This is a genomic window from Paracoccus sp. NFXS7, assembly GCF_040148865.1.
Classification (GTDB): domain Bacteria; phylum Pseudomonadota; class Alphaproteobacteria; order Rhodobacterales; family Rhodobacteraceae; genus Paracoccus; species Paracoccus marcusii.
On the sequence record NZ_JAKEKV010000005.1, the window covers coordinates 126,073 to 151,566 of the forward strand.

Consider the following 25,494-nt stretch of genomic DNA (forward strand, 5'->3'; position numbering starts at 1 on the left):
ACTTCCCGATAGCTTACCGCCAACGAGGGAAAGATGACACAGACCCTGAACCTGACCATCAACGGAACCGCCCGGGCGATCGCCCTGGACGACCCGCGCGCGACCCTGCTGGACGTGCTGCGCGAACGGATCGGCCTGACCGGGACCAAGAAGGGGTGCGACCGCGGCCAGTGCGGCGCCTGCACCGTGCTGATCGACGGGCGGCGCATGAATGCCTGTCTGGCCTTGGCGCTGTCCCATGACGGGGCCAGCATCACCACGGTCGAGGGCCTGGCCCGGGCCGAGGAACTGCACCCCGTTCAGGCCGCGTTCATCCGCCATGACGGGTTCCAGTGCGGCTATTGCACGCCCGGCCAGATCATGTCGGCCGTCGCCCTGATCGCCGAAGGCGAGGCCGGGCTGGACCCCGAGCGCGTCCGCGAAGGGATGAGCGGCAACCTGTGCCGCTGCGCCGCCTATGCCGGCATCACCGAGGCCGTGCTGGACGCGACCCGCGTCATGACCGCCCGCGAGGACGCGGCATGAACCCGTTCGATTACACCCGCGCCGACACGCTGGAGGCCGCGGTTGGCGCCGATGGCGCGATCCTGGCGGGTGGGACGAACCTGCTGGACCTGATGAAGATCGGTGTGGCGACGCCGTCGCGGCTTGTCGACATCTCGCGGCTGCCGATGCGGGAGATCGACGACCATGACGGCGGCCTGCGCATCGGCGCGATGGTCAGCAATGCGGATCTGGCGCGCGACCCGCGCATCCTGGCCCGGTTTCCCGCCGTGGCCGAGGCGCTGCTGTCCGGCGCGTCCCCGCAACTGCGCAACGCCGCCAGCACGGGCGGCAACGTGATGCAGGCGACCCGCTGCAGCTATTTCCAGGACCCGCTGTCGCCCTGCAACCGCCGCGAACCCGGGTCGGGCTGTTCCGCCATCGGCGGCGTGACGCGCAACCACGCGATCCTTGGCTGGTCCGACGCCTGTATCGCGACGCACCCGTCCGATCTGTGCGTGGCGTTGGCGGCCTTTGACGCGGTGGTCCATGTCGCAGGCCCGACCGGCACCCGCAGCGTGCCGATGGCCCTGTTCCACCCGCTGCCCGATGCGGTCGGCGTGCCGCCCGCCCTTTCGGCCGGAGAGGTCATCACCCATGTGACCCTGCCCGATCCCGGCGGCATGGCCCGACACGCCCGCTATCTGAAGCTGCGCGAGCGGACGTCCTATGCCTTTGCCATCGTCTCGGCCGCGGCGGGGGTCCATGTGGAAGACGGCCGGATCGTGGCCGCCCGCCTGGCCCTGGGCGGGGTCGCGGCCCGCCCGTGGCGCGCCCATGCGGTCGAGGCCGCCCTGATCGGCCAGCCCGCGTCCGGGGACGCCTTTGCCCACGCCGCCGCGCTGGCGGTGCAGGGTGCCGCGCCATCGGGGGACAATGCCGCCAAGATCGTGCTGGCACAGCGGATCGCCCTGCGCGCGCTGATGCTGGCCGCACAGGGCACGCCCGACCGGATGCCGGCGCTTCCCGCCTCTGTCTTCGAAGGAGACGACCATGGCTGACATGACGACCACCCAGCAGCATGTGCGCTTGGGCTCGAACGCGGGTCAGCCGATGACCCGGCGGGACGGGGTGCTGAAGGTGACGGGCCGGGCGCCCTATGCGGCCGACCTGCGGCCCGAGGGCGTGCTGCATGCCGTCACCGCCGTCGCGGGCATCGCGCGGGGCACGGTCACGCATCTGGACACCGACGCGGCCATGGCGCATCCGGGCGTGGTCAGGGTTTATACCCCCGCGAACCGACCCCCGCTGGCGGTCCATCCCGACACCAAGATCCACGGCTTTGCCTGGAAGACCGAGGCGCTGCAGGACGACACGGTCCGCTATGCCGGCCAGCCCATCGCGCTGGTCGTCGCCGAGACGTTGGAGGCCGCGACTGAGGGCGCGCGCCTGCTGAACCCGCAGTATCGTGCCGACCCGCCGCGGATCGGCCTGGACGGCGATGCGCCCTATGAGCCGGAGACCGTCAGCATCGGCCGCCCGCCATCGCTGCTGGTGGGGGACATGGACGCCGTCCGCGCGCGGGCCGCCCACCATGTCGACACGGTGATCGAGACCGCGGCCCAGTATCACAACGCGTTGGAACCCCATGCCATCACCGCCCGGTGGATCGGCGACCGGCTGGAGATCGACACGCCGAACCAGGCCATCGGCCTGCTCAAGCAAAGCTTTTCGGCCTATCTGGGCATCGATCCGGCGCAGATCGTGATCCGCAGCCCGTTCCTGGGCGGCGGCTTCGGGTCCAAGGCAATCCTCTACGGTGCCCAGCTGATGGTGGTCCTGGCGGCGCGGGACCTGGGCCGGCCCGTCAAGCTTGCCCTGCGGCGCGACCAGATGTACGGCCCGGTCGGCCACCGTCCCGCCACGCGCCAGACGCTGCGGCTGGACCTGGACGACAAGGGGCGCATCATGGCGCTGGACCATCACACGCTGGCCGTCGCCTCCAGCTTCGACGATTTCATCGAAAGCGCATCGAACGCCTCGCACAGCGTCTATGCCACGACCGCGATGCGCACGACGCACAGCGCGGTGCGCGCCGATACCGGCACGCCCGGCCCGATGCGCGCGCCCGGAGAAGCGCCGGGATCGGCGGCCCTGGAGGTGGCCATCGACCAGGCGGCCCATGCGATGGGCATGGACCCGCTGGCTTTCCGCCTGCTGAACTATGCCCAAACCGACCCGGCATCGGGGATGGCGTTTTCGTCCAAGGCGCTGCGCGACTGCTATGCGCGGGCCGCTGACCTGTTCGGTTGGGCCGACCGCCCGACCGCGCCGCGGCAGATGCGCCAGGGGCGGCTCCTCAAGGGCTGGGGCATGGGCACGGCGCAGTTTCCCTGCCCGATGTTCCAGGCCGCGGCGCATGCGACGCTTCGTGCCGATGGCAGCGCTGTGGTCGAAACCTCGGCCGCGGACATGGGGCAGGGCGCCTGGACCGCGCTGGCGCAGATCGCCGCCGACGGGCTTGGCATCGATGTCGACCGGCTGGAGTTCCGGTCGGGCCATTCCGACCTGCCCGATGCCGGGGTGGCGGGCGGATCGGGCCACACGGCCACGGCGGGCACGGCGCTGTTCAACGCGGGCGCCGACACGGTGCGGCAGCTGGCCGACATCGCGACGAAGGATCCCGCATCACCGCTGTTCGGGGCCGGCAATGCGGGCGTCACCGCGCGGGGCGGGCGCCTGTACCGCAACGACGACGACAGCCGCAGCGAGGCCTATGAGGACATCCTGGCGCGCGCCGGGCTGGACCTGCTGCGCGGAGAGGGCAGGGGCGCCCGCGAGGGCGAGCCGGAACGGGCCATGTTCTCTCATGGCGGGGTCTTCGCCGAGGTGCTGGTCGACCCGGACCTGGGCCAGATCCGGGTCAGCCGGCTGGTCGGGGCCTTTGCCGCCGGTCGCATCGTCAACCCGCATCTGGCGCGCAGCCAGTTGCTGGGCGGGATGATCTGGGGCATAGGCTTTGCGCTGCACGAGGAGGCGGTCCATGACCCGCGCACGGGGCGGTTCACCAACAACGACCTTGCCGGATATCACATCCCGGTCAATGCCGACGTGCCGCATGTCGAGGCGCTGACCGTCCACGAGGACGACGAGTTCGTGAACGCGCTTGGCATCAAGGGTGTCGGAGAGCTGGGCGTCACAGGTACGGTGGGCGCCATCGCCAATGCCGTCTGGCATGCGACCGGCATCCGCCCGACGCGGTTCCCGATCCATCCCGAAAGCCTGATCTGACGGAAAGGGCCGGCCCCGTGCAGGGGCCGGCCGCAGGGATCAGTTCGACTTGACCGCGGGCAGGTCGATGTTGATCTCAAGGCTGGACATGTTGTCGCCACGCTCCATGCGGACGTCGACATCCTTGTCGCCGATCGGCACGTGCTTGCGGATCGCCGCGACGATGTCGCGCTGCAGCATCGGCAGGTAATCCGCCTCGGCGGTGCCGCTGCTGCTGCGTTCATGGGCCAGAAGGATCTGCAGGCGGTCCTTGGCCGTCTGCGCGGTCGCGGGCGGGGTCTTCTTGCGGGCGAATCCGAACAGGTTCATGACGCCCGCCCGAACAGACGCTGGAACAGGCCCGGGCGGCGTTCGCCCTGGATGCGCATCTCGACCTGGGTGCCGGTCAGTCGGCTGACGGCGTCGTTATAGGCCTGGGACGCGGCGGAAGGGCCGTCCAGGGTGACGGGCGTGCCGACGTTCGATGCCTTCAGGATCGCCTTGCTTTCCGGCACGACGCCCAGCAGCGGGACGGCCAGGATCTCCAGCACGTCGTCGACGGTCATCATCTCGCCGCGGTCGACGCGCTCTTGGTCATAGCGGGTGATCAGGACCTGCGCCTTGATGGGCTCGGCGCCCTGGGTCTCGGCGCGCTTGGTCTGGCTGCTCAGCAGGCCCAAGACGCGGTCGCTGTCGCGCACCGACGAGACCTCGGGGTTGGTCACGACGACGGCCTCGTCGGCGAAATACATCGCCATCTGGGCGCCGTGCTCGATCCCCGCCGGGCTGTCGCAGACGACATAGTCGAATTCGGCCTTCAGCTCGTTCAGGACCTTCTCGACGCCCTCCTTGGTCAGGGCGTCCTTGTCGCGGGTCTGCGAGGTCGGCAGGATCGACAGCGTGTCGACCCGCTTGTCCTTGATCAGCGCCTGCTTCAGCTTGGCGTCGCCCTGGATGACGTTGATGAAGTCGAACACCACCCGGCGCTCGCAGCCCATCGTCATGTCCAGGTTGCGCAGACCCACGTCGAAATCGATGACGACGGTCCGGAAGCCCTTCTTGGCCAGCGCGGCCGAGATCGCCGCCGACGATGTCGTTTTGCCCACGCCGCCCTTGCCCGACGTGATCACGATGACCCGCCCAAGGGGCGGGTTGGTCTTGGGTTCTGTTGTCATGCGATCACCTCCATGCAAAGTTTTTCATCCCTGAGATATATGTGCGTGCAGCGTTGGAGGGCCGCCGCATCCAGCGTCTCACTGGTCTGGTAAAGGCCCGCGATGGCCACCAGTTCGGCGCTGAGGTTCTGGCAGAAGATATGCGCGCCCTCGTCGCCATGACATCCCGCCATCGCGCGCCCGCGAAGCGTGCCATAGACATGGATGTTGCCCGCCGCCACCAGCTCGGCGCCCGACGCCACGGTTCCGATGATGGTCAGGTCGCCATGTTCGGCCATCACCCGCTGTCCGGACCGGACGGGCGCGTGGATGACGACGTTCTGGACCGGGGGCGGCACGTCGGCGGCAGCCGCGGCACCCGACGCGGCGGCGGCAGCGGCGGCCGCGCGGGGCAGCGGTGCGTCGCGTCCGGTGGTCACCGGGATCAGCCCGTGCCGGCCCAGCAGCGCCTCGTCCATGCCATGCGCGTTCTGGACGCCGAAGACCCGCAGTTCGCGGGTCCGCAGATGCGCCAGCAGGTCGCCGATGCGGCCGTCCTCGCGCAGGCCGGGGGCGTTGGCCAGGTCCAGCACCATCGGCGCGCCGGCAAAGAACTGGGGCGTGGTGCGCAGCTGTTCGTCCAGCTGGGCATAGAAGGCCGGGTCCGGGCTGTCACGATCAATGCGCAGGACAAGCGCGGTCAGGAATCGACCGCGCACCTGAAAGGCGGCGACGGTGGCCGGCGCGCGATCATGCCGGTTCCGGGCGTATCGTTCTGACACGTCGAGGCTGCTCCTGCTCTGGGGCGGGTCGCGATTCGGTGCCGCGCCGCTTTTGTTGACCCTCCTCTTTCACGAACTGGCGGACAAAGGAAGAATCTCCGCGCATTTTCAGCAGGAACCCGCCGCCGGAATGGCCCGCCCATGGCAGACAGGCGGTTCCCTGCCGACGCGCGCGACCCCCTGCGCCGCGATCGCGGCCGCCGCGCAGGGCCGGGTCAGGTTCAGATGCGCGCCTGCTGCCGCAGCGTGCGGACCTGTTCGGCCGTCAGATAACGACTGGCCGCCAGACCGTTGTCGCCCTGCCAGCGGGCGATGGCGCTGCGGGTCGAGGGTCCGAACGCCCCGTCGGCGCGCCCGCTCAGATAGCCCAGGCTGATCAGCTGACGCTGGATCGCCACGCGTTCGTCGCGGGTCAGGCCCAGCAACTCCTCGTCGATGGCGGCCGCGCGGTTCTCCGTCGGCGCCGGGTCGCGGCCTGCCGCATCGCTTTGCAGCGATCGGACCTGCGCGTTGGTGACATAGCCCGTCACCCGTTCGCCGGTGTCGCGCTGCCACATGCGGATCGCCTCGCGCGTGCCGGTGCCGAACAGGCCGTCCGCGCCCTTGGGGTCATAGCCCAGGGCGATCAGGTTGCGCTGGATCTGCACGCGCTGGCTGCGCGACAGCCGCAGGTCCAGTTCGGCCTGCGCCGCGGATGTCGCCGGATCGGCGGGGGCGGGGTTCGATGCGGCGGCCCCGTTCTGCAGCATCCGCGCCTGGTTGGCGTTCAGATAGCCGTTGCCCGGAAGCTGTCGGGAATCCTGCCAGGCCGCGATCGCGCGGCGCGTGCCGGACCCGAAGACGCCGTCGATCCCCGACCGATAGAAGCCAAGCGTCGCCAGTCGCCGCTGGATCGCCATGCGGCTGGCCCGCGACAGGCCCAGATCGGCCTCGGCCCGCGCGGCGTTGTTCTGCGCCACCGGCGCGCCGCCAAGGTTCGACAGCCGCTGGCGGGCCTCGCGCGCATGGGTGCCGTTCGGATAGGCGTCGAGATACTGGCGATAGGCCGCGGCAGAGCCGTTCTCGACCACGCCCTGCCACAGCGAGCTTTCCTGGGCGGCCTGCTGCTGTTCCAGCAGGGTCTTGGCGATCGTGCCGACCATCTCGCCCAGGTCGGTTTCCGCCATTGCCATCTGGCCGGGCAGGGCCATCGTGCCTGCCAGCATCGTGGAAATGATAAAGCGTCGCATCATGTCTGTCCTTCCCGCGCGGATCAAAGCCGTACTGTCAACGTGCGTGATACCCGAAATATTTCCCGCGGAACCGGCGAAGACGCAAAATAAAGCAGATGTGTCCGTTCGTGTCGGGACCGGAGGGCCCCCGCGCGACGCCTATCGCCGCGCGGCGTGGCGGACCGGGACGGGATCGCCGATGGCGGGGGCCTTGGCCTTGCCGCGCCACAGGATGAACAGGCCGGACAGCACGATCAGTCCCGATCCCACCAGCATCCCCACGGTCAGCGTCTCGCCGAACAGAGCGATCCCCAGGGCCGCGCCGAACAGCAGCCGGGTATAGCGGAACGGGGTCACGGCCGACACGTCGCCGGTGCGCATCGCCTTCATCAGGCAGGAATAGGCCCCGATGCCGATCAGGACGGTCGCCGACAGCAACAGGGCGGCGCGCGCATCGGGCATCACGAAGCCCTGCCGCTGCCATAGGGAAAACAGCAGGCCGGCCACGGCCAGCGCCAGAAAGCCGTACAGCCCCAGGATCGCGGTGCTGAGGCTGCGCGGCGCTGCGCGGCTGGCCAGGTCGCGGCCCGCAAAGCCCAGCATGCCGATCACCGCCAGCAGCGACAGGGCCGAGAACCCGCCCGTCCCCGGCCGCAGGATGATCAGCACGCCCAGCAGGCCCAGCCCGATCGCCGTCCAGCGCCGCCAGCCCACCCGTTCGCCAAAGATCAGGGCCGCACAGGCGACCACCATCAGCGGCGTCGCCTGCAGGATCACGGTCGCCGTGGACAGCGGGATCAGCGCCAGCGCCAGGACATAGAACAGCCGTCCCGTGATCTCGAAGAACACCCTGACCCGCATGGCCCGCGACAGCACGTCCGGCGTCATCAGCGCGTCGCCCTGCGCACGGGCGATGATCGCGAACAGCGCTGCACCGCCCAAGCCGAACAGCATCATGATCTGGCCCACGGGCAGCAGGTCAGACACTGCCTTGACCAGCGCATCCTCCAGCGCGAAGGCCGCCATGGCGACGATCATCCATGCCGCGCCGATGGCGTTCAGCCGCGCGGGCGTGTCCGTCTTCAACATCGTGGTCCCCGCCGCTGCCTTGCGCCCTGCGCATAGGCGTCCCGGTCACGATGTGCAAACCCCAACCGTCCGTCGTCCACGGTGCGAATGGAACGGAACCGGAACATGTGTATCGCGTTAACCAGGCTGAAACACGAAAGGCTGTTCCCATGGACGATACCGATCCCAAGTCCCATCCCGTCGACAATGCCGAAAAGGACCCGTCGGCCTGGGTCAGCGGCAACGATCCGATGACCGGCGCACAGGCGTCCTACCTCAAGACGCTCAGCGAGCAGGCGCACCAGCCCGACGCCTATGACGAGAGCATCAGCAAGGCCGAGGCGTCGACCCGCATCGATGCGCTGAAAGCCAAGCTGGACCTTGAATAAGACCGGGCTGCGGGCCGCGCTGGCCCGCAACCTGATCCCGCCTGTCGCGATCGTGCGGGAACGACCGGATCGCCGTCGCGTTGGCCGGCACCTTTTTCCCTGTTGATCGGACCTGAACCGTGCCCCTTCGCATCCTGGTTGTCGCCAGCGAGACCAAAGACCAGCGTGACGAACGGCGCCGCTATGCCAATACCGCTTCCCACGAAAGCTATGCCTTGGCGCTCAAGGCTTTGCGCGATGATCTTGAGATCGACTCGACCTCCTGTGTAGAGAACGGCACGCAGATGAGCCTGCGCGATGTGGCCCAGTTCGACGGTATCGTCTTTGCCGGATCGCCGATCCAGATGCACCATGTCAGCGACGAGACGCGCCGTGCCGCAGCATTCATGCGCTTGGTCTTCGATTCAGGGACGCCGTCCTTTGGATCATGTGCGGGATTGCAGATCGCGGCGGTGGCTGCCGGGGGCGCGACCGGCCCGCGACAGCCGGGCATAGAGGCCGCGCTGGCCCGCAACATCCTGACCACCGATGACGGTCGCGACCACCCGATGCTGGCCGGACGCCCGCCGGTCTGGACGGCGCCCGCGATGCATTCCAGCGTCGTGACGACCCTGCCTCCGGGCGCACGGGTGTTGGCCCGGAACGCCGACACCCCCGTCGAGGCAGCCGAGATCCGGCATGGCAACGGCGTCTTCTGGGGCGACCAGTATCACCCCGAGATCACCTTGGCCGAGGTCGCGGCCTCGCTGCGCCGCCAGGCGTCCGACCTTGTCGATGCCGGGCTGGCCGCCAGCATCAAGGCGGTCGAGGTTCATGCGGACAGGCTGCAGGCGCTCAGCGACGACCCCGCCCGCACGGATCTGGCCTGGCAGCTGGGCGTGGATGATCAGGTGACCGACACGGCCAACCGCATGCGAGAGATCGGCAATTTCCTGTCCGCGCTTGAGGGGAACGCCCTGCGCCTGCCACACGGGCGCTGACCCTCGCTGCGGCCCGTGACATCGGGACGCGATGCCGCGGCGCGGAACGACGGTCGGGGGCAGGCGTTGGCCCCGGAACTCAGCCATTCGGACCGCATCCCATGCCAGACACCCCGCAGAACCCCCTTGCCATCGTGACCGGCGCCGATTCCGGCATCGGGCGGGCAACCGCCATCGCGCTGGCCAAGGCGGGCCATGACCTGTTGATCACCTATCGGTCGGACCGCGACGGCGCGTCCGAGACCGTCTCCAAGATCACCCAGATCGGCCGCCGGGCACGTCATGTGCGTTGCGACCAAAGCGTCCCTGACGACATCACTGCGATGTTCGCGGACCTGGATGACCAGGGGATCGCCGCGCGCGTTCTGGTCAACAATGCCGGCATCGACGCCAGCGGCACGCCGGCGGCACAGATGACCGACGATGACTGGCTCAAGACGATCGCCACGGATCTGACCGGTCCGTTCATGCTGTGCCGCGCCTTTGCCACCCGTGCCGTCAAGGCGGGGAATGGCGGGCGGATCGTCAACGTCAGCTCCATCCACGAGGATACGCCACGCATCGGATCGGCCGCCTATGACGCCGCCAAGGGCGGGCTGCGGATGTTGACGCGCACGCTGGCGCTGGAGCTGGCAGGCGATGCGATCACCGTGAACAACGTGGCGCCCGGCATGATCCTGACCCCGATCAACCAGGCAGCCAAGGACAACCCCGACCTGCGCCGCAAGATGGAGAAGAACATCCCCCTGGGCCGCGCGGGCGAACCGCACGAGGTCGCGGACCTGATCGCCTTTCTGGCATCGGACGCGGCGGCATACGTGACGGGGCAAAGCTTTTTCATCGATGGCGGGCTATCGATCAACTTGGGGCAGGGCGCCTGATGGCGCGCGACGCCGCGGGCTATCTGCCCCTGTCCGATTATGCCGCGCTTGGCGACGGGCGCGGCGTGGCCCTGTCCGGTGCGGACGGGGGCATCGACTGGTGGTGCGTGCCGAACATGGACAGCCCGCCGTTGTTCGATCGCCTTCTGGTGGGTCACGACGTGCTGGAAAACGGCGCGCAGGGCGGCCATTTCACGATCACGCCGCGGGGGACCTTCTCGGCCACCCGGCGTTACCGGCCCGACAGCAACGTGCTGGAGACGCGGTTTCGCACCGATGACGGCGTGGCCGTGCTGACCGAAAGCCTGAACAGCTCCACCGCAGGACGGCTGCCCTGGGCGGAGCTGGCGCGACGCATTCAGGTCCTGGACGGGCAGATGAGCTTTGACGTGGTGCTGCAGCTGGGCCACCGGTCGGGCAAGCGCAGCCCCTACATGGCCAAGCGCGGCCCCTACGAGACGTTCCATGTCGGATCGGTGCTGGGCCTGTTCCTGCATGGCGAACAGCTGCAGATCGACCATCGTGGCGACGACCGGGTCGAGGCGCGGCTGGTCCTGACCCGGGGCCAGACCGAGGTCATCGCCATCGTCACCGGCGCGAACGAGCCGCTGGTCGTGCCGCCCCTGTCAGACATCGACGCCCGCATCGACCTGTCCGACCAGGAATGGCGCGACTGGTGCGCCCTGATCGCGCCCGACCTGCCCGACCGCGATTTTCTGATGCGTCAGGCGCTGGCGCTCAAGGTGCTGCTCTATGCGCCCAGTGGGGCGATCGCCGCCGCGGCCACGACCTCGCTGCCCGAACGGATCGGGGGCGACAAGAACTATGACTATCGCTTTGCCTGGGTGCGGGACGCGGGCTACGTCATCGAATCCTTCCTGCATCTGGGGATCATGGCCGAGGCCAAGGCCGCGCTGACCTGGCTTCTGAACCAGCTTTGCGCGCATGGGGCCAAGGTCTGCTTTTCGCTGGACGGCGGTGTCGAGGAGGGCATGGAGGAGATTCCCGTTCCCGGCTATCGCGGATCACGCCCGGTCCTGTCGGGCAACCGCGCGGCGCGCCAGCATCAGCACGGCATCTATGGCGATATCTTCGAGACGGTGTCGGCGTTCGTGCGCGCCGGCGGCCTGATCGACGACCGCAGCGCCGAGACTCTGTCGCATCTGGCCGACGAATGCGCCGACCGCTGGAAGCAGAAGGATAGCGGCATCTGGGAACTGCCGCAGCTTGAACATTACACGATGTCCAAGATCAGTTGCTGGCAGGCGCTGAACCGCGCGGTCGAACTGGCCGATGCCGGTCAGTTGCCCACCACCTGCCGCGACCGCTGGAGCCGCGAGCGCGCCCGCATCGCCGCCTGGATCGATGCGCATTGTTGGGACGCAGATATCGGCGCCTATGTCATGCATCCCGGCACCACGCGGCTGGACGCGGCGCTGATTCTGGCGGTGCGTTTCGATTACGACGGCCATGACCGTCTGCGCCGCACGCTGGATGCGATCGACGCGCAACTGGGCGCGGGCGGACACCTGCATTACCGATATACCGGCATGGACGCCGAGGAGGGGTGCTTTTTAGCCTGTTCGTTCTGGATGGTCGAGGCGCGCGTCCTGCTGGATCAGCGCGACAAGGCGCTTGCGCTGATGTCGGGGCTGCGCGCACGTATCGGCGATGCGCCGGGCATCCTGCCCGAGATGATCGATCCTGACAGCGGCGAATGGCTGGGCAACATGCCCCAGGGTCTTAGCCATCTGGCGGCCTTGCAGGCCAGCTTGGCCCTGTCGCGCCAAGCGCCTTGAAATTTTTCAGGATGCCCCGCGGCTTGCGCGCCATCCGGTCGGCGCGCAGGAACCGTTCCCCCGGGGGGCCGCGTTTCATCAGCGAACGAATTGCTGCTGAAAGGAACGTCCCATGAAACTGGACGGAAAGAATATCGCCCTGCTGATCTCTCCCCGTGGAACCGAAGAGCCGGAGTTTTCCAAGCCGCTGGCCGCATTGCGCGACGCCGGTGCCAAGGTTACGGTCGTCAGCACCCAGACCGGCACCGCCAAGACGGTGAACGGCGATCTGGATCCGGGGTCGGATCATCAGGTTGACAGCGCGGTCGGATCGGTCTCGGCCAGCGATTTCCACGGGTTGGTCATTCCGGGCGGCACCGTGGGCGCGGATACGCTGCGCGCGGACAAGGATGTGGTGGCCTTCGTCCATGACTTCTTCTCGCAGGGCAAGCCCGTCGGTGCCATCTGCCACGCCCCTTGGGTGCTGATAGAGGCCGGTGTGCTGAAGGGGCGGACCATCACATCCTATCCCAGCCTCAAGACCGACATCACCAATGCCGGCGCGACCTGGGTGGACAAGGAGGTCATGACCGACAGCGGTCTGGTGACCAGTCGCAACCCGGACGATCTGCCCGCCTTCTGCGCCAAGCTGATCGAGGAATTCGGCGAAGGGCGGCACGAGGACCAGACCCGCAGCGCCTGATCCGCTGCCCGCGCCCGTCACCCGTGACGGGCGCGTCTGCCGACCCATTTTACGGTCAAGCCGCGTCCCATCGGGACGCAAAATTCAGGGCCCATCGGGCCTTATTTTTTTTTGCTCCTGAGATGACGCAGCCACAGTGGTGCAATCGTGCCAACGCCGGCTTGGGTCGTTTTCCGAAGCGTTGTTACCGATCTGACAAGATCAGCAAGGGGTCCGTGCTTCCCGCTATCGACACGACATCCCCCGGCCCGATCCGCGGAACGGCGCCCATCGCGGGAAAAGCTGAACGAAGGGCTTGCCGAATCTTCCCGGCGGACACACGGTCGCACGGCGTCGTGAACGCATCGAGTGGTGTCCGGGCCCCTCTGACGAAAGTGGCGGCGCTTTCGTGATGTCGGCACCTGTTTTCGGATTCACCGCCTGGACTTTTCCTCATGACACAGGACACCCTATCCACCGCGCAAAAGCGCCCGGTCCTTTCCTATCTGAAATGGGCGATCATCGTCACCTTCCTGGGCCTGGCCCTGGGCGCGGTGCTGGGATGGCAGACGACCGGCACGCTTGGGGGCATGCTGTCGATCCTGTTCATCGTCACGGTGCTGGCGGTGCTGGAGATCTCGTTGTCCTTCGACAACGCCATTGTGAACGCCAACAAGCTCAAGGACATGCAGCCGGTCTGGCAGCGCCGCTTCCTGACTTGGGGCATCCTGATCGCCGTCTTTGGCATGCGGATCGTGTTCCCGCTGCTGATTGTGGTGATCGCGGCGGGCATCGGCCCGTGGCAGGCGCTGGTGCTGGCCGCAAGCCAGCCCGATGAATACGCCCGCATCATGCATGACGCGCACCTGCCCATCGCCGCCTTCGGAGGGACGTTCCTGATGATGGTCGGGCTCAGCTTCTTCTTCGACCACGAAAAGGACGTGCACTGGGTCGGCTGGATCGAACATCACATGGCCAAGTACGCCTCGATCCGCGGGGTCGAGGTCGCAGTGGTCCTGCTGTTCGTCCTGGGCTTCTCGCATCTGTTGGAGGGTGTGGAACGCACGACCTTTTTCACCGCCGCGATCTGGGGCCTGATGACCTTCCTGCTGGTCGAGGTTCTGGGCGGGCTGCTGGACAGCACGCAGGAGACCCTGCACGGTGCCGCCAAGGGCGGTCTGGGCGCATTCCTGTACCTTGAGGTCCTGGACGCGTCCTTCAGCTTCGATGGCGTGATCGGTGCCTTCGCGCTCAGCCAGAACCTGTTCGTGATTGCGATCGGCCTGGGCATCGGGGCGATGTACGTGCGGTCCATGACCATCATGCTGGTCGAGAACAGCACCCTGTCGGAATACCGCTATCTGGAACACGGCGCCTTCTATGCGATCATCGCGCTGTCCGTGGTGATGTTTGCCCAGTCCCTTGTCCACATCCCCGAGGTCATCACCGGCCTGGGCGGTGCGACGCTGATCGGCATCTCGCTGTGGTCGTCGATCCGCTGGAATCGGCACGAGGCACAGCTCGCCGCCCAGTGACGACGCACCCTGCGGCCGCGCCCGACGCGGTCGCAGGAACGGCATGAATGGCGCGCCATCATTTATGTCGCAATTTCATCGTTCGAACGGGAACGATGGCGTGATCGGCGGGTTCGGCAGACGGACCACTGATCACAAGGGCGCATCCCATGGCCACAGTTTCGCGTTCCGGCCTGTCGGACAGCTCCCTGCTGGGCCTGGCGATCCTGAATTTCTTCCTGGCGGATGCGCGGGACGGGCTTGGGCCGTTTCTGGACGCCTTTCTGGCGACGCGCGGCTGGTCGCCGCTGACCCTGGGGGCGATCGCGACGGTCGGTGGGCTGATCGGCCTTGCCCTGACCCCGTTTGCGGGGGCGCTGGTCGACAGGTCGCACTGGAAACGTGCGCTGATCGCCGGCCCGGTGATCGTCATCACCGCGGGGGCGCTGCTGACGCTGCTGGTGCCTGATCCGGCCGTGGTCTGGGTCGGCACCATCGCCACCGCGGTGCTGGGCGTGGTCATCGCCCCCGCCCTGGCAGGGCTCAGCCTGGGACTGGTCGGGCAGCGCGCCTTTCCGCGCCAGATCTCGCGCAACGAATTCTGGAACCACAGCGGCAACCTGGCATCGCTGATGGCGATCTATCTTGCCGTCAGCCTGTTCGGAGAGTTCTCGGTCGTCTGGCTGATGATCGTGACGGCGCTTGGGGCGCTGATCGCGCTGCGGATGATCCGCCCGGACAGGATCGACCATGACGTGGCACGCGGCATGGTCGGGGGCCGGGGTACGGACAACCATGCCCGGCCATCCGGTCTGTCGGTGCTGCTGCACAACCGCGGCCTGATCCTGCTGGCGCTGGTGATGATGCTGTTCCATTTCGGCAATGCCCCGATGAGCCGGCTGATCGCGCAGGAATTCTCGATCCAGTTGGGAACGCCTTTCCGCACGACGGCGCTGATCACCGGGGTCGCACAGGCGACGATGATCGCGGTGGCCGCGGCGACCCCGTGGCTGATCCGGCGTCTTGGGTTGCAGTCGTGCTTTCTCATCGCACTGTGCGCGCTGCCGCTGCGCGGCGTCCTGGCGGGGATGGTCCCGGATTTCTGGGTCGTGGTTCCGGTGCAGATGCTGGACGGGATCGGCGCCGGCATGCTGGGCATCCTGACCCCGGTTGCCGCGGAACGGCTGCTGGCCGAGACCGGGCGGTTCAATCTGGGCTTTGCGACGGTGATGACCGTGCAGGGGGTCGGGGCGACCTTCTCCAACGTCTTCGCCGGCTGGATCGTGTCTGGCCACGGCTATGGCATGTCCCATTTCATCGGCGCGGGCGTGGCCCTTGCGGCCTTGGCGGTGTTCCTGCTCTTCAGCCGGACCATCGCGCCGGGACCCCGGTCCGCGGACTGACCGGGCAGGGGGATGGCCTGATGCGTTGACTTTTGATGGTGAAAAGAACAAAACAGGAACTTACAGCCCTGTTTTGGTAACCCCATGTCTGCCTCCTCCGCCACGCTTTCCGCGCTTCGCAGTCGCATCTCGCATCTCGAGGGGCATGTGCAGGCCCATGCGGTGCTGCCCTTCGGGCTGCCCGAGCTGGACCGCCGCCTGCCCCAGGGCGGGTTGGCCCTGGGCTGTCTGCACGAGGTCGCGGGCAGCGGTGCGGGCGCCGATGACGGGGCCGCGGCCGCCTGCTTCGCGGCCGGCATCGCCGCGCGCCTGCCGGGTCAGGTCCTGTGGTGCGTGACGCGGGCGGACCTGTTCGCGCCGGGCCTGGCGCAGGCCGGTCTGACCCCCGACCGGGTCATCCATGTCGAGGCCGGGGACGAGACATCCGTCCTGGCCTGCATGGAGGAGGGGCTGCGCCATGGCGGCCTGGCCGCCGTCGTGGCCGAGATCGGGCGCCTGTCCATGACCGCCTCGCGCAGGCTGCACCTGGCGGCCAAGAACACCGGTACCACGGGCATCGCGCTGCGACGCTGGCGGTGGCTGGCGGATGCCGACGACTTTGGCCAGCCCACCGCGGCGATGACGCGCTGGCGCGTGTCGGAACGCCCCTCGTCCGCGCTGCCGGTGCCGGGCCTTGGCCGTGCGCTGTGGTTGGTGGAACTGATGCGCGCACGGGCGGGCGAGACCTTCGATCTGGAAGTGGAGGCATGCGATGGCACGGGTCATCTCGGTCTGCCTGCCGATGTGGCCGATCGACCGGCTGCGGCGGGTGGGCGATACGCCTTCGGATAGCGCGCCGCTGATCCTGTCGGGCCGGGCGGGCAGCCGCCGGGTGGTCACCGCCGCCTGCGACCGCGCGCTGGCGCTTGGGCTGCGGCCGGGCATGCCGGTCAGCAAGGCGCAGGCGATGATCCCCGACCTGCGCGTCGAGCCGGCCGACCCGGATGCCGACATGGCGGCGCTGGAACGGCTGGCCCTGTGGCTGATGCAGCGTTTCGCGCCCATCGTCGCGGTCGATCCGCCCGACGGGGTGGTGATCGACGCGACCGGCACCGACCATCTGCACGGCGGAGAGGACGCTATGCTGCAGGCTATCCTGGGCCGGCTGACCCTGTCGGGCATCGTCGCGCGGCTGGCCATGGCCGACACGTGGGGCGCGGCCCATGCCCTGGCCCGCCACGGCACGAACCTGCCCATCGTCGCGACCGGCGACATGCAGGCGGCGCTGGCGCCCCTGCCTTTGTCCGCGTTGCGCCTGCCGCCCGCCATCGTCGGCTGGCTGCAGGATCTGGGCCTTGCGACCATCGCGGATCTGATCGCGGTGCCGCGTGCGCCGCTGACCCGCCGGTTCGGACCCCAGGTGATGCGCCGCCTGGACCAGGCCCTGGGCACCTTGGGCGAACCTGTGGACCCGCTGCGCCCTGCCGACCTGGTGACCGCACGCCGTGCCTTTGCCGAACCGATCGGCGCGGCCGAGACCATCGCCCGCTATATCGACAAGCTGGTCCGCGACCTGTGCCGCCAGCTGGAGGCGCGGGGCCTGGGCGCGCGGCGGCTGGACCTGATCTGCTGGCGGGTGGACAGCCGCGCCCAACCCGTGCGCGTGGGCCTGGCCGCGCCCCTGCGCGACCCCGCACGCCTGGTGCGCCTGCTGTGCGACAGGATCCCCACCATCGATCCGGGCTTCGGGATCGAGATCATGTCCCTGACCGCGACCCTTGCCGAACCCCTGGCCCCGCGCCAGACCGACAGCCTGCTGGAACCCGCGGCTCCCGACATGTCCAGCCTGATCGACAGCCTGACGAACCGGGTCGGCGCGCGCGCCGTCTATCGCCTGGCGCCGGTGGCCAGCGACGTGCCCGAACGGTCGGTCACCCGCGTGGCGCCGATGAGCGTCATCGCCGAGGGCTGGCCCGACCACTGGCCGCGCCCCTCGCGGCTGCTGGCGCGGCCCGAACCGATCGACACCATGGCCCTGCTGCCCGACCACCCGCCCCGCTGGATCGTCTGGCGCGGCGCCCGCCACGACGTCGAGGGCGCCGACGGGCCGGAACGCATCTTCGGCGAATGGTGGAAGCGCGATGCCGAAACCCGCGCGGTGCGCGACTATTTCCGCATCGAGGACCAGGCCGGGCGCCGGTTTTGGATCTTTCGTCAGGGCGACGGAGAGGACGTGACCACCGGGTCCCACAACTGGTTCCTGCACGGTGTCTTCGGATGAGCTATGTCGAACTGCAGGTGACCTCGCATTTCTCGTTCCTGCGCGGGGCGTCCTCCGCGCAGGAGCTGTTCGCCACCGCGGCGCTGATGGGCATGCGGGCGCTGGCCGTCACGGACCGCAACAGCCTGGCGGGCATCGTCCGCGCGTTCGAGGCGTCCAACGACACCGGCGTGCGGCTGATCGTCGGCTGCCGCCTGGACCTGCGCTGCGGCATGTCGGTGCTGGTCTATCCGATGGACCGCGCGGGCTATGGCCGGCTGTGCCGTCTGCTGTCCCTGGGCAAGGCGCGGGCGGGCAAGGGGGCGTGCCACCTGGACTGGGCCGATGTGGCGGACCACGCCCAGGGCCTTCTGGCGGTGCTGGTCCCCGACATGGCCGATGACGACTGTGCGCTGCGCCTGCGCCGGATGCGCGACGTCTTCGGCGATCGCGCCTATCTGGCGCTGACCCTGCGGCGGCGGCCCAACGATCCGCTGCGCCTGCATCGGCTGTCCCTGCTGGCCGCGCGGGCCGGGGTGCCGACGGTGGTCACCAACGACGTGCTGTTTCATGACCCCGACTGCCGCATCCTGCAGGACGTGATGACGGCGATCCGCCACAACACGACCGTCGACGCCCTGGGCTTTCGCCGCGAACGCCATGCCGACCGCCACCTGAAGACCCCGGCCGAGATGGCGCGCCTGTTCGCCCGCTATCCCGATGCGCTGGCCCGCAGCGCCCAGATCGCCGACCGCTGCCAATTTTCGCTCAAGGAGCTGCGCTATCAGTATCCCGAGGAACGCCCCGACCCCTCGGTCAGCCCGCAGCAGACGCTGGAGGCGCTGACCTGGCAGGGCGCGGCCGTCCGCTATCCGGACGGGACCCCGCCCAAGGTCGCGGCGACCCTGCGCCACGAACTGGCCCTGATCGCCAAGCTGGAATACGCGCCCTATTTCCTGACCGTGAACAACATCGTCCGCCACGCCCGCAGCCAGGGCATCCTGTGTCAGGGACGGGGGTCGGCGGCCAATTCCGCGGTCTGCTTCGTGCTGGGCATCACGGCCATCGACCCCCAAGGCGGCAACCTGCTGTTCGAGCGCTTCATCAGCGAGGAACGCCACGAACCCCCCGACATCGACGTGGATTTCGAACACGAGCGGCGCGAGGAGGTCATCCAATGGATCTATCGCACCTATGGCCGCGATCGCGCCGCGCTGACCGCGACCGTGATCCGCTATCGCACCAAGGGCGCGCTGCGCGACGTGGGCAAGGCCCTGGGCCTTCCCGAGGACGTGATCCGCGCCATCTCGGGCCAGATCTGGGCATGGTCCGAGGACGGCGTGCCCGAAACCCTGCTGCGGGAGCTGAACCTGAACCCCGCCGACCGCCGCCTGCGGCTGACGCTGGACCTGGCGGCGCGGCTGCGCGGCACGCCCCGGCACCTGTCCCAGCATCCCGGCGGCTTCGTCCTGACGCAGGACCGGCTGGACGAGCTGGTCCCGATCGAACCGGCCGCGATGCAGGACCGCCAGATCATCGAATGGGACAAGGACGACATCGACGCGCTGAGGTTCATGAAGCTGGACGTGCTGGCCCTAGGGATGCTGACCTGCATCGCGCGCTGCTTCGCCCTCTTGGACCGCCACAAGGGCCTGCGGCTGGACCTGGCCACGATCCCGGCCGACGACGAGGCGACATTCGACATGATCTGTCGGGCCGACACGCTTGGCACCTTCCAGATCGAAAGCCGGGCGCAGATGTCGATGCTGCCCCGGCTGAAGCCGCGCAGCATCGCGGACCTGACCATCCAGGTGGCCATCGTCCGGCCCGGCCCGATCCAGGGCGACATGGTCCATCCCTATCTGCGCCGCCGCGCCGGGCTAGAGGCGGTGGTCTATCCCAAGCCGGAACTGGAACAGGTGCTGGGCCGCACCTATGGCGTGCCGCTGTTTCAGGAACAGGCGATGCGCATCGCCATCGAATGCGCGGGCTTTACCCCCGGCCAGGCCGACATGCTGCGCAAGTCGATGGCGACCTTCAAGCTGACCGGCGGGGTGTCGGCCTTTCGCGACCGCGTCATCGAGGGGATGATCGCCAACGGCTATGATCCCGAATTCTCGGAAAAGATCTTCCGCCAGCTGGAGGGGTTCGGCAGCTATGGCTTTCCAGAAAGCCATGCGGCCAGCTTTGCGTTGATCGCCTATGCCTCGGCCTGGCTGAAATGCTGGCATCCCGACGTGTTCTGCGCGGCGCTTCTGAACAGTCAGCCGATGGGGTTCTATGCCCCGGCCCAGATCGTGCGCGATGCGCGCGATCACGGCGTGGCGATCCGCCCCGTCTGCATCGCGCTGTCGGATTGGGACTGCACGCTGGAACCGGCGGGGCAGGGGTTCGCCGTCCGCTTGGGTCTGCGCATGGTCAGGGGGCTGGCCGAAACCCATGCCCGCGCCATCGTGGCCGCCCGGCCCGCCGCCACGGCCCAGGACCTGTGCCGCCGCGCGGGCGTGCCCGCCGCCGCCCTGACCCGCATCGCCGAGGCCGACGGCTTTCGCCCGACCTATGGCCTGGCGCGTCGCGAGGCGCTGTGGGCCATTCGCGGCCATCAGCCGGACCTGCCGCTGTTCGCCGCCATCCCCGCTCCGGAACCCGCCGTCGCCCTGTCCCCCATGCCCGCCGGACGCGAGGTGGTCCAGGATTACGCCCATACCGGCGTCACCCTGCGTCGCCACCCGCTGTCCTTCCTGCGCGACAGCCTGACCCGCCGCCGCATCCGCCCCTGTGCCGAGGCGATGGCCAGCGCCGACCGCCGCTGGATGCATGTCGCGGGGCTGGTGCTGGTCCGTCAGCGCCCCGGATCGGCCAAGGGCGTGATGTTCATCACGCTGGAGGATGAAAGCGGCATCGCGAACCTGGTTCTGTGGCCCAAGGTCTTCGATCGGCACCGCCGCATCGTCCTGGGTGCGGGCATGATCGGGGTCGAGGGCCGCGTCCAGCGCGCCGGAGAGGTGGTCCATCTGGTCGCCCACCGCCTGACCGACATGTCGGCAGAGCTTGCCTCCGTCGGTCGGCAGGGCGCCTTTCCGCTGCCGCACGGCCGCGGCGACGAATTCCACCGCGGCGCGCCGCCCCCCGATCCGCGCAGCGAGGGCCCCAAGCCCCGCCAGATCTATGTCCGCGACCTGCCGCGTGACGGGATCACCGTGAAGACCCGCGATTTCCGCTGACGGTCCGGTCCTTGCGGGCCATGACGTTTCTGTATAACATGAAGTATGGAAAAGAATCGCACCTTGGACGTCCTGTCCGCGCTGGCCCATGACATCCGCCTGGATGTCTTTCGTCTGCTGGTGCAGGCGGGGCCCGCGGGCATGGCGGCCGGCGACATCGCCACGCGGCTGGACATCCGCCCGAACACGCTGTCGAACAACCTGACCATCCTGACCGCGGCAGCCCTGGTCCGGTCCGTCCGCGAGGGGCGCTCGATCCGCTATTTCGCGCGAATGGACACGATGGGCGGCCTGCTGGGCTTTCTGCTGCAGGACTGCTGCGGCGGTCGCCCCGACCTGTGCCAGCCGGTACTGGACCAGATCGCCTGCACTTGCGGGCCCATGACACGCACGGATGCCGCCCCATGACCGAACCGTCCCCCGCACAGCCCAGCCCCCTGGGCGTGTTCGAACGCTGGCTGACCCTGTGGGTCGCGCTGGCGATGATCGCCGGGCTGGCGCTTGGCGTACTGGTGCCCGGCGTCGTGCAGGCCATCGCCGCGGCCGAGGTCGCCTCGATCAACCTCGTCGTCGCGGTGCTGATCTGGGCGATGGTCTATCCTATGATGGTCAGCGTCGATTTCGCGGCCATCGGCGGCGTCGCCCGGCAGCCCAGGGGCCTGCTGATCACGCTGGTGGTGAACTGGCTGGTCAAACCCTTCACGATGGCGCTGCTGGCGGTGCTGTTCTTCGATCACGTCTTCGCCCCCTGGATCGCGCCGCAGGATGCGCAGCAATACATCGCCGGTCTGATCCTGCTGGGCGCCGCGCCCTGCACGGCGATGGTCTTTGTCTGGTCGCAGCTGACACGGGGGGACGCGACCTATACCCTGGTGCAGGTGTCGGTGAACGACCTGATCATGGTCGTGGCCTTTGCCCCCATCGTGGCCCTGCTGCTGGGCGTGACCGACATCGCGGTGCCGTGGCAGACGCTGGTCCTGGCAACCGTCCTCTATGTGGTGCTGCCGCTGGCGGCGGGCCTGCTGACGCGGCGCGTCCTGCGCGACCCCGCCCGGATCGAGGCGTTCTCGGCGCGGGTCAAGCCCCTGTCGGTCCTGGGGCTGATCGCGACGGTCGCGATCCTGTTCGGCCTGCAGGGCCGGACCATCCTGGACCGCCCGGCCATCATCGCGCTGATCGCCGTGCCGATCCTGATCCAAAGCTATCTGATCTTTGCCATCGGCTATGGCGCGGCCTGGCTGATGCGCGTGCCGCACCGCATCGCGGCCCCCTGCGCGATGATCGGCACGTCCAATTTCTTCGAACTGGCAGTCGCGGTCGCCATCAGCCTGTTTGGCCTGAATTCCGGCGCCGCGCTGGCCACGGTGGTCGGCGTGCTGGTCGAGGTGCCGGTGATGCTGTCCCTGGTCGCCTTCGCCAACCGTACGCGGGGGCGGTTCCCGGATCCCTCTTCAGCCTCCGCACCGAAAGGACCCGCCCGATGAGCGATGCCGCGACCCTCAACCCCAATGCCTTCCGCCCGGTCCGGGCCGCCGACCTGGTGCCCGCAGCGCGCAGCAGCCATCCGCCGCGGATCCTGATGCTGTACGGATCGCTGCGCGAGCGCAGTTTCTCTCGCTTCGCGACAGAGGAGGCCGCCCGCATGCTGACCGCCCTGGGGGCCGAACCGCGCATCTTCGATCCCCGCGGCCTGCCCCTGGCCGATGCGACCGAGGCCGACCATCCCAAGGTGGCCGAACTGCGCGACCTGGTCGGCTGGTCCGAGGGAATGGTCTGGTGTTCGCCGGAACGCCACGGCGCGATGACCGGGGTGATCAAGACGCAGATCGACTGGATCCCGCTGTCCCTGGGCGGCGTGCGCCCCACGCAGGGCAAGACGCTGGCGGTGATGCAGGTCTGCGGTGGCAGCCAAAGCTTCAACACCGTGAACCAGCTGCGCATCCTGGGCCGCTGGATGCGGCTGCTGACGATCCCGAACCAATCCTCGGTCGCCAAGGCATGGGACGAATTCGACGACGACGGCCGCATGAAGCCGTCCCCCTATCACGACCGCATCGTGGACGTGATGGAGGAACTGGTGCGCTTTACCCTGCTGACCCGCGACATCCGCGATCAGCTGGTCGACCGCTACTCGGAACGCGTCGAAAGCCACGAGGCGCTGTCGCGGCGGGTGAACCAGGGCCAGGCGGTCTGACGGGTCGTGCGGGCTTGACGGTGCCGCCGGGGTTGCCGACAGTCGGTCCGACCTGATCCCGGAAGGCATCCCATGGCACTGAAGATAGCGGTCCTTGACGACTACGCCGACGTGGCGCGCCAATATGCCGACTGGCCGCAGGGCGACGATGTCACGGTCTTTCACCGCACGATGACTGACCCTGCCGAACTGGCCGCGACGCTGGCGCCCTTCGACGTGCTGTGCGTCATGCGGGAACGGACGCCGCTGGACGGCGCGCTGATCCGCGCCCTGCCGAACCTCAAGCTGATCGTGACCACCGGGGCCCGCAACCTGTCGATCGACGTGGCCGCCGCGCAGGAACGCGGCATCACCGTCTGCGGCACGCAATCACGGGGGACGACCACCGCCGAATTCGTGATGGCGCTGATGCTGGCCCTGACCCGGCGCATCGTCCCCGAGGCCAATTCCGCCGCCGCCGGGGGCTGGCAGACGGGCATGGGCCGCGACCTGTCCGGGCTGACGCTTGGCATCGCGGGCTTTGGCCGTATCGGGCGCCAGGTCGCCACGCTGGCGCGGCCCTTCGGGGTCGAGATCCTGGCCTGGTCGCGCAGCCTGACGGCGGACCGGGCCGCGGCCGACGGGGTGCGCCACGCGCCCGATCTTGATGCGCTGCTGCAAGGATCGGACATCGTGTCGATCAACCTGGTGCTGTCCGACACGACGCGCGGCCTGTTCGGGGCGCGGGAACTGGCGCTGATGCGTCCCGACGCGCTGCTGCTGAACACCTCGCGCGGGTCGATCGTGCAGGTGGACCCGCTGCTGGCGGCGCTGCGCGCGGGACGCTTGGGCGGCGCCGCGCTGGACGTGCATGACGTCGAGCCGCTGCCCGACGGGGCGCCGGTCCTGGATCGCGACCTGATCGACAGCGGGCGGCTGCTCGTCACGCCGCATCTGGGCTATGTCAGCGACCAGACGTTCCGGATGTTCTACCGCCAGACCGTCGAGGCGGTCGAGGCCTGGAAGGCCGGCCGACGGATCCGCGTCATCGGGGGCGGGCCGCAGGCTACTCCGTCAACCTGATCGAATATTCGTCGGCCAGCCATTCCAGCACGAAGCGGCGGGTGGCATCGTCGATGCGCGTCACGCTGGCGGCCAGGTGCTGGGCATCGTCGCCGACCAGCGACTGATAGGCCCCCAGGATCGCCGGCGCGCGCGCGATGTATTCGGGGTCGCTGCGCGCCGCGCGGATCGCCTGCAGCCAGGTCTCGCGGATCGCGGGCGGGGTGTCGCCGGGCAGGACCAGCATCTTCTGCGCCGCGAACCCTGCCGATGCAAAGACGCGATAGGCGTCGTATTCCGGCCCCGACGGCTGCGTGCCGTGCAGGTGCTCGTACAGCTCCTCCAGCGTGGGCAGGTCGGGGAAGGTCGGGTCGCGCCGGACGCTGCCGTCGGCATCCACGATTCCCCAGCTGAACAGTGGCACCGCATCGCCCGCGGCGACCATCGGTGCCACGTTCTGCAGATAGGCCGACGTGGTCTGATAGTCGATGTTGACCTCGTGAAGGCGCATCGCCTCCAGCCCGTCGTGCCGGCCGGTATAGCCGAAGACATAGTTCGCATCCAGGCCCAGCACCCGGAAGGCCAGCATCGGCACGAGGTCCAACGAGGTGATCCCCTGGCTGGCAAAGACCAGCTGGTGGTCCTGAAGCGCCGCGATGTCGCGCCAGGATGCGACCCCCAGATCGCCCGCCACATAGACCACGCCGCCCGTGGGCGATGCCATCAGCACCGACCAGTCGTCGAAATCGTACCGCACGCGGAAATCGCCCAGCAGATAGGCGAACAGCGACGATCCCGACGTGCCCAGCAGGCTGAGCCCGTTGGCCGACGCGTCTTCGGCGAAGGCGTTCGAGCCGCGCGTGCCGCCGCTGCCCGGTTCGTTGCGCACCACGATCGAGGGTTGCCCCGGCAGGTGACGCGCCATCAGCGGCGCGTGGAACCGCGCCCAGACATCCGACCCCCCGCCCTGAGAGAACGGGATGACCAGTTCGACCGTCTGGCCGGCAAAGTCTACATCCTGTGCCGTGGCCGCGCGCGGCGACAGCATCGCCATCGCGGCGGTGACGCAGATCATCAGCGCGCCGGCAAGGCCGTGCGCGGTCGGTGCGTGTCGCATGGCTTGCCTCCCTGGCGTGGCGACCTTGCGGCCGTCTCTCCCTGCTGCGTCATGTTTAGGGGCTGTATCTTCGCCGATCCACCC

The 25,494-nt window shown here is 68.6% G+C and carries 23 protein-coding genes; 17 read left to right on the forward strand and 6 right to left on the reverse strand.

Annotated elements, in window-relative coordinates:
• The first annotated feature begins 33 nt into the window (after positions 1–33).
• Genes LZ686_RS10535 through LZ686_RS10545 form a run of 3 tightly spaced genes read left to right on the forward strand, consistent with a single transcriptional unit; the run spans position 34 to position 3,774 of the window.
• Positions 34–525: a (2Fe-2S)-binding protein gene (locus LZ686_RS10535; protein ID WP_349547738.1), complete on the forward strand. Its 492-nt coding sequence runs from the start codon at positions 34–36 to the stop codon at positions 523–525.
• Positions 522–1,544 (forward strand): FAD binding domain-containing protein, encoded by a 1,023-nt coding sequence (locus tag LZ686_RS10540; protein ID WP_349547739.1) that lies wholly within the window; start codon positions 522–524, stop codon positions 1,542–1,544. The genes LZ686_RS10535 and LZ686_RS10540 overlap by 4 nt, the downstream gene beginning before the upstream one ends.
• Positions 1,537–3,774: a xanthine dehydrogenase family protein molybdopterin-binding subunit gene (locus LZ686_RS10545; RefSeq protein ID WP_349547740.1), complete on the forward strand. Its 2,238-nt coding sequence runs from the start codon at positions 1,537–1,539 to the stop codon at positions 3,772–3,774. The genes LZ686_RS10540 and LZ686_RS10545 overlap by 8 nt, the downstream gene beginning before the upstream one ends.
• 39 nt (positions 3,775–3,813) lie before the next feature.
• On the opposite strand, the gene minE is transcribed toward LZ686_RS10545, so the two are convergent.
• The 5 genes from minE to LZ686_RS10570 form a co-directional block, all read right to left on the reverse strand.
• Entirely contained in the window at positions 3,814–4,083 is a 270-nt protein-coding gene (gene minE, locus LZ686_RS10550) for a cell division topological specificity factor MinE (protein ID WP_176695051.1), read from the reverse strand.
• Positions 4,080–4,928, reverse strand: a complete 849-nt coding sequence (minD, locus tag LZ686_RS10555) for a septum site-determining protein MinD (RefSeq protein WP_045981816.1) — start codon at positions 4,926–4,928, stop codon at positions 4,080–4,082. The genes minE and minD overlap by 4 nt, the downstream gene beginning before the upstream one ends.
• On the reverse strand, positions 4,925–5,689 hold the full coding sequence (minC, locus tag LZ686_RS10560; RefSeq protein WP_252927828.1) for a septum site-determining protein MinC: 765 nt from the start codon (positions 5,687–5,689) through the stop codon (positions 4,925–4,927). The genes minD and minC overlap by 4 nt, the downstream gene beginning before the upstream one ends.
• A 221-nt stretch (positions 5,690–5,910) precedes the next feature.
• The gene (locus LZ686_RS10565; protein WP_148911603.1) at positions 5,911–6,921 is read right to left on the reverse strand and encodes a peptidoglycan-binding domain-containing protein; all 1,011 of its coding nucleotides are present in this window, start codon (positions 6,919–6,921) and stop codon (positions 5,911–5,913) included.
• A 138-nt stretch (positions 6,922–7,059) separates the two neighbouring features.
• A complete protein-coding gene (locus LZ686_RS10570) occupies positions 7,060–7,989 on the reverse strand; it encodes a DMT family transporter (protein WP_349547741.1) in 930 nt (309 codons plus the stop codon).
• A 149-nt stretch (positions 7,990–8,138) separates the two neighbouring features.
• Here LZ686_RS10570 and LZ686_RS10575 point away from each other — a divergent pair, with 149 nt between their 5' ends.
• The 14 genes from LZ686_RS10575 (at position 8,139) to LZ686_RS10640 (ending at position 24,314) form a co-directional block, all read left to right on the forward strand.
• Entirely contained in the window at positions 8,139–8,357 is a 219-nt protein-coding gene (locus LZ686_RS10575) for a DUF3072 domain-containing protein (RefSeq protein ID WP_349547742.1), read from the forward strand.
• A 119-nt stretch (positions 8,358–8,476) separates the two neighbouring features.
• Positions 8,477–9,337 (forward strand): glutamine amidotransferase-related protein, encoded by an 861-nt coding sequence (locus LZ686_RS10580; protein WP_349547743.1) that lies wholly within the window; start codon positions 8,477–8,479, stop codon positions 9,335–9,337.
• Between the two features lie 101 nt (positions 9,338–9,438).
• Positions 9,439–10,218 (forward strand): SDR family oxidoreductase, encoded by a 780-nt coding sequence (locus LZ686_RS10585; RefSeq protein ID WP_349547744.1) that lies wholly within the window; start codon positions 9,439–9,441, stop codon positions 10,216–10,218.
• Positions 10,218–12,017, forward strand: coding sequence for a glycoside hydrolase family 15 protein (locus LZ686_RS10590; protein WP_349547745.1), 1,800 nt, complete (start codon positions 10,218–10,220; stop codon positions 12,015–12,017). The genes LZ686_RS10585 and LZ686_RS10590 overlap by 1 nt, the downstream gene beginning before the upstream one ends.
• 112 nt (positions 12,018–12,129) lie before the next feature.
• Entirely contained in the window at positions 12,130–12,699 is a 570-nt protein-coding gene (locus tag LZ686_RS10595) for a type 1 glutamine amidotransferase domain-containing protein (protein ID WP_252927817.1), read from the forward strand.
• A 434-nt stretch (positions 12,700–13,133) separates the two neighbouring features.
• Positions 13,134–14,213 carry a DUF475 domain-containing protein gene (locus tag LZ686_RS10600; RefSeq protein WP_349547746.1) on the forward strand — a complete coding sequence of 360 codons (1,080 nt, stop codon included), beginning with the start codon at positions 13,134–13,136 and terminating at the stop codon, positions 14,211–14,213.
• 149 nt (positions 14,214–14,362) lie between these two features.
• The gene (locus LZ686_RS10605; RefSeq protein WP_349547747.1) at positions 14,363–15,595 is read left to right on the forward strand and encodes an MFS transporter; all 1,233 of its coding nucleotides are present in this window, start codon (positions 14,363–14,365) and stop codon (positions 15,593–15,595) included.
• Positions 15,596–15,679: 84 nt separating this feature from the next.
• Positions 15,680–16,426: an ImuA family protein gene (locus tag LZ686_RS10610; RefSeq protein ID WP_349547748.1), complete on the forward strand. Its 747-nt coding sequence runs from the start codon at positions 15,680–15,682 to the stop codon at positions 16,424–16,426.
• A complete protein-coding gene (locus tag LZ686_RS10615; RefSeq protein ID WP_349547749.1) occupies positions 16,347–17,855 on the forward strand; it encodes a Y-family DNA polymerase in 1,509 nt (502 codons plus the stop codon). The genes LZ686_RS10610 and LZ686_RS10615 overlap by 80 nt, the downstream gene beginning before the upstream one ends.
• Positions 17,852–21,058, forward strand: coding sequence for an error-prone DNA polymerase (locus LZ686_RS10620; RefSeq protein ID WP_349547750.1), 3,207 nt, complete (start codon positions 17,852–17,854; stop codon positions 21,056–21,058). Before LZ686_RS10615 ends, LZ686_RS10620 begins: the two co-directional genes overlap by 4 nt.
• A 45-nt stretch (positions 21,059–21,103) precedes the next feature.
• Positions 21,104–21,466 carry an ArsR/SmtB family transcription factor gene (locus LZ686_RS10625; protein WP_139597931.1) on the forward strand — a complete coding sequence of 121 codons (363 nt, stop codon included), beginning with the start codon at positions 21,104–21,106 and terminating at the stop codon, positions 21,464–21,466.
• Positions 21,463–22,542 carry an ACR3 family arsenite efflux transporter gene (gene arsB, locus LZ686_RS10630; protein ID WP_349547751.1) on the forward strand — a complete coding sequence of 360 codons (1,080 nt, stop codon included), beginning with the start codon at positions 21,463–21,465 and terminating at the stop codon, positions 22,540–22,542. The genes LZ686_RS10625 and arsB overlap by 4 nt, the downstream gene beginning before the upstream one ends.
• Entirely contained in the window at positions 22,539–23,252 is a 714-nt protein-coding gene (gene arsH / locus LZ686_RS10635; RefSeq protein ID WP_349547752.1) for an arsenical resistance protein ArsH, read from the forward strand. The genes arsB and arsH overlap by 4 nt, the downstream gene beginning before the upstream one ends.
• Before the next feature lie 72 nt (positions 23,253–23,324).
• Entirely contained in the window at positions 23,325–24,314 is a 990-nt protein-coding gene (locus LZ686_RS10640; RefSeq protein WP_349547753.1) for a D-2-hydroxyacid dehydrogenase family protein, read from the forward strand.
• Here the strand turns inward: LZ686_RS10640 and LZ686_RS10645 are convergent.
• Entirely contained in the window at positions 24,298–25,410 is a 1,113-nt protein-coding gene (locus LZ686_RS10645) for a Bug family tripartite tricarboxylate transporter substrate binding protein (RefSeq protein ID WP_349547754.1), read from the reverse strand. The two genes, LZ686_RS10640 and LZ686_RS10645, sit on opposite strands and share 17 nt — an antisense overlap.
• Between the last annotated feature and the right edge of the window lie 84 nt (positions 25,411–25,494).

What these genes read in the sequence shown, in the direction of transcription:
- LZ686_RS10605 (WP_349547747.1), top strand. Translation starts at nt 14,363, where the DNA reads ATGGCCACAGTTTCGCGTTCCGGCCTGTCGGACAGCTCCCTGCTGGGC.
- LZ686_RS10600 (WP_349547746.1), top strand. Translation starts at nt 13,134, where the DNA reads ATGACACAGGACACCCTATCCACCGCGCAAAAGCGCCCGGTCCTTTCC.
- LZ686_RS10625 (WP_139597931.1), top strand. Translation starts at nt 21,104, where the DNA reads ATGGAAAAGAATCGCACCTTGGACGTCCTGTCCGCGCTGGCCCATGAC.
- LZ686_RS10615 (WP_349547749.1), top strand. Translation starts at nt 16,347, where the DNA reads ATGGCACGGGTCATCTCGGTCTGCCTGCCGATGTGGCCGATCGACCGG.
- LZ686_RS10545 (WP_349547740.1), top strand. Translation starts at nt 1,537, where the DNA reads ATGGCTGACATGACGACCACCCAGCAGCATGTGCGCTTGGGCTCGAAC.
- LZ686_RS10645 (WP_349547754.1), bottom strand. Translation starts at nt 25,410, where the DNA reads ATGCGACACGCACCGACCGCGCACGGCCTTGCCGGCGCGCTGATGATC.
- LZ686_RS10640 (WP_349547753.1), top strand. Translation starts at nt 23,325, where the DNA reads ATGGCACTGAAGATAGCGGTCCTTGACGACTACGCCGACGTGGCGCGC.
- minD (WP_045981816.1), bottom strand. Translation starts at nt 4,928, where the DNA reads ATGACAACAGAACCCAAGACCAACCCGCCCCTTGGGCGGGTCATCGTG.
- minE (WP_176695051.1), bottom strand. Translation starts at nt 4,083, where the DNA reads ATGAACCTGTTCGGATTCGCCCGCAAGAAGACCCCGCCCGCGACCGCG.
- LZ686_RS10565 (WP_148911603.1), bottom strand. Translation starts at nt 6,921, where the DNA reads ATGATGCGACGCTTTATCATTTCCACGATGCTGGCAGGCACGATGGCC.
- LZ686_RS10590 (WP_349547745.1), top strand. Translation starts at nt 10,218, where the DNA reads ATGGCGCGCGACGCCGCGGGCTATCTGCCCCTGTCCGATTATGCCGCG.
- arsH (WP_349547752.1), top strand. Translation starts at nt 22,539, where the DNA reads ATGAGCGATGCCGCGACCCTCAACCCCAATGCCTTCCGCCCGGTCCGG.
- LZ686_RS10585 (WP_349547744.1), top strand. Translation starts at nt 9,439, where the DNA reads ATGCCAGACACCCCGCAGAACCCCCTTGCCATCGTGACCGGCGCCGAT.
- LZ686_RS10535 (WP_349547738.1), top strand. Translation starts at nt 34, where the DNA reads ATGACACAGACCCTGAACCTGACCATCAACGGAACCGCCCGGGCGATC.
- LZ686_RS10540 (WP_349547739.1), top strand. Translation starts at nt 522, where the DNA reads ATGAACCCGTTCGATTACACCCGCGCCGACACGCTGGAGGCCGCGGTT.
- LZ686_RS10610 (WP_349547748.1), top strand. Translation starts at nt 15,680, where the DNA reads ATGTCTGCCTCCTCCGCCACGCTTTCCGCGCTTCGCAGTCGCATCTCG.
- LZ686_RS10620 (WP_349547750.1), top strand. Translation starts at nt 17,852, where the DNA reads ATGAGCTATGTCGAACTGCAGGTGACCTCGCATTTCTCGTTCCTGCGC.
- LZ686_RS10595 (WP_252927817.1), top strand. Translation starts at nt 12,130, where the DNA reads ATGAAACTGGACGGAAAGAATATCGCCCTGCTGATCTCTCCCCGTGGA.
- LZ686_RS10575 (WP_349547742.1), top strand. Translation starts at nt 8,139, where the DNA reads ATGGACGATACCGATCCCAAGTCCCATCCCGTCGACAATGCCGAAAAG.
- LZ686_RS10570 (WP_349547741.1), bottom strand. Translation starts at nt 7,989, where the DNA reads ATGTTGAAGACGGACACGCCCGCGCGGCTGAACGCCATCGGCGCGGCA.
- arsB (WP_349547751.1), top strand. Translation starts at nt 21,463, where the DNA reads ATGACCGAACCGTCCCCCGCACAGCCCAGCCCCCTGGGCGTGTTCGAA.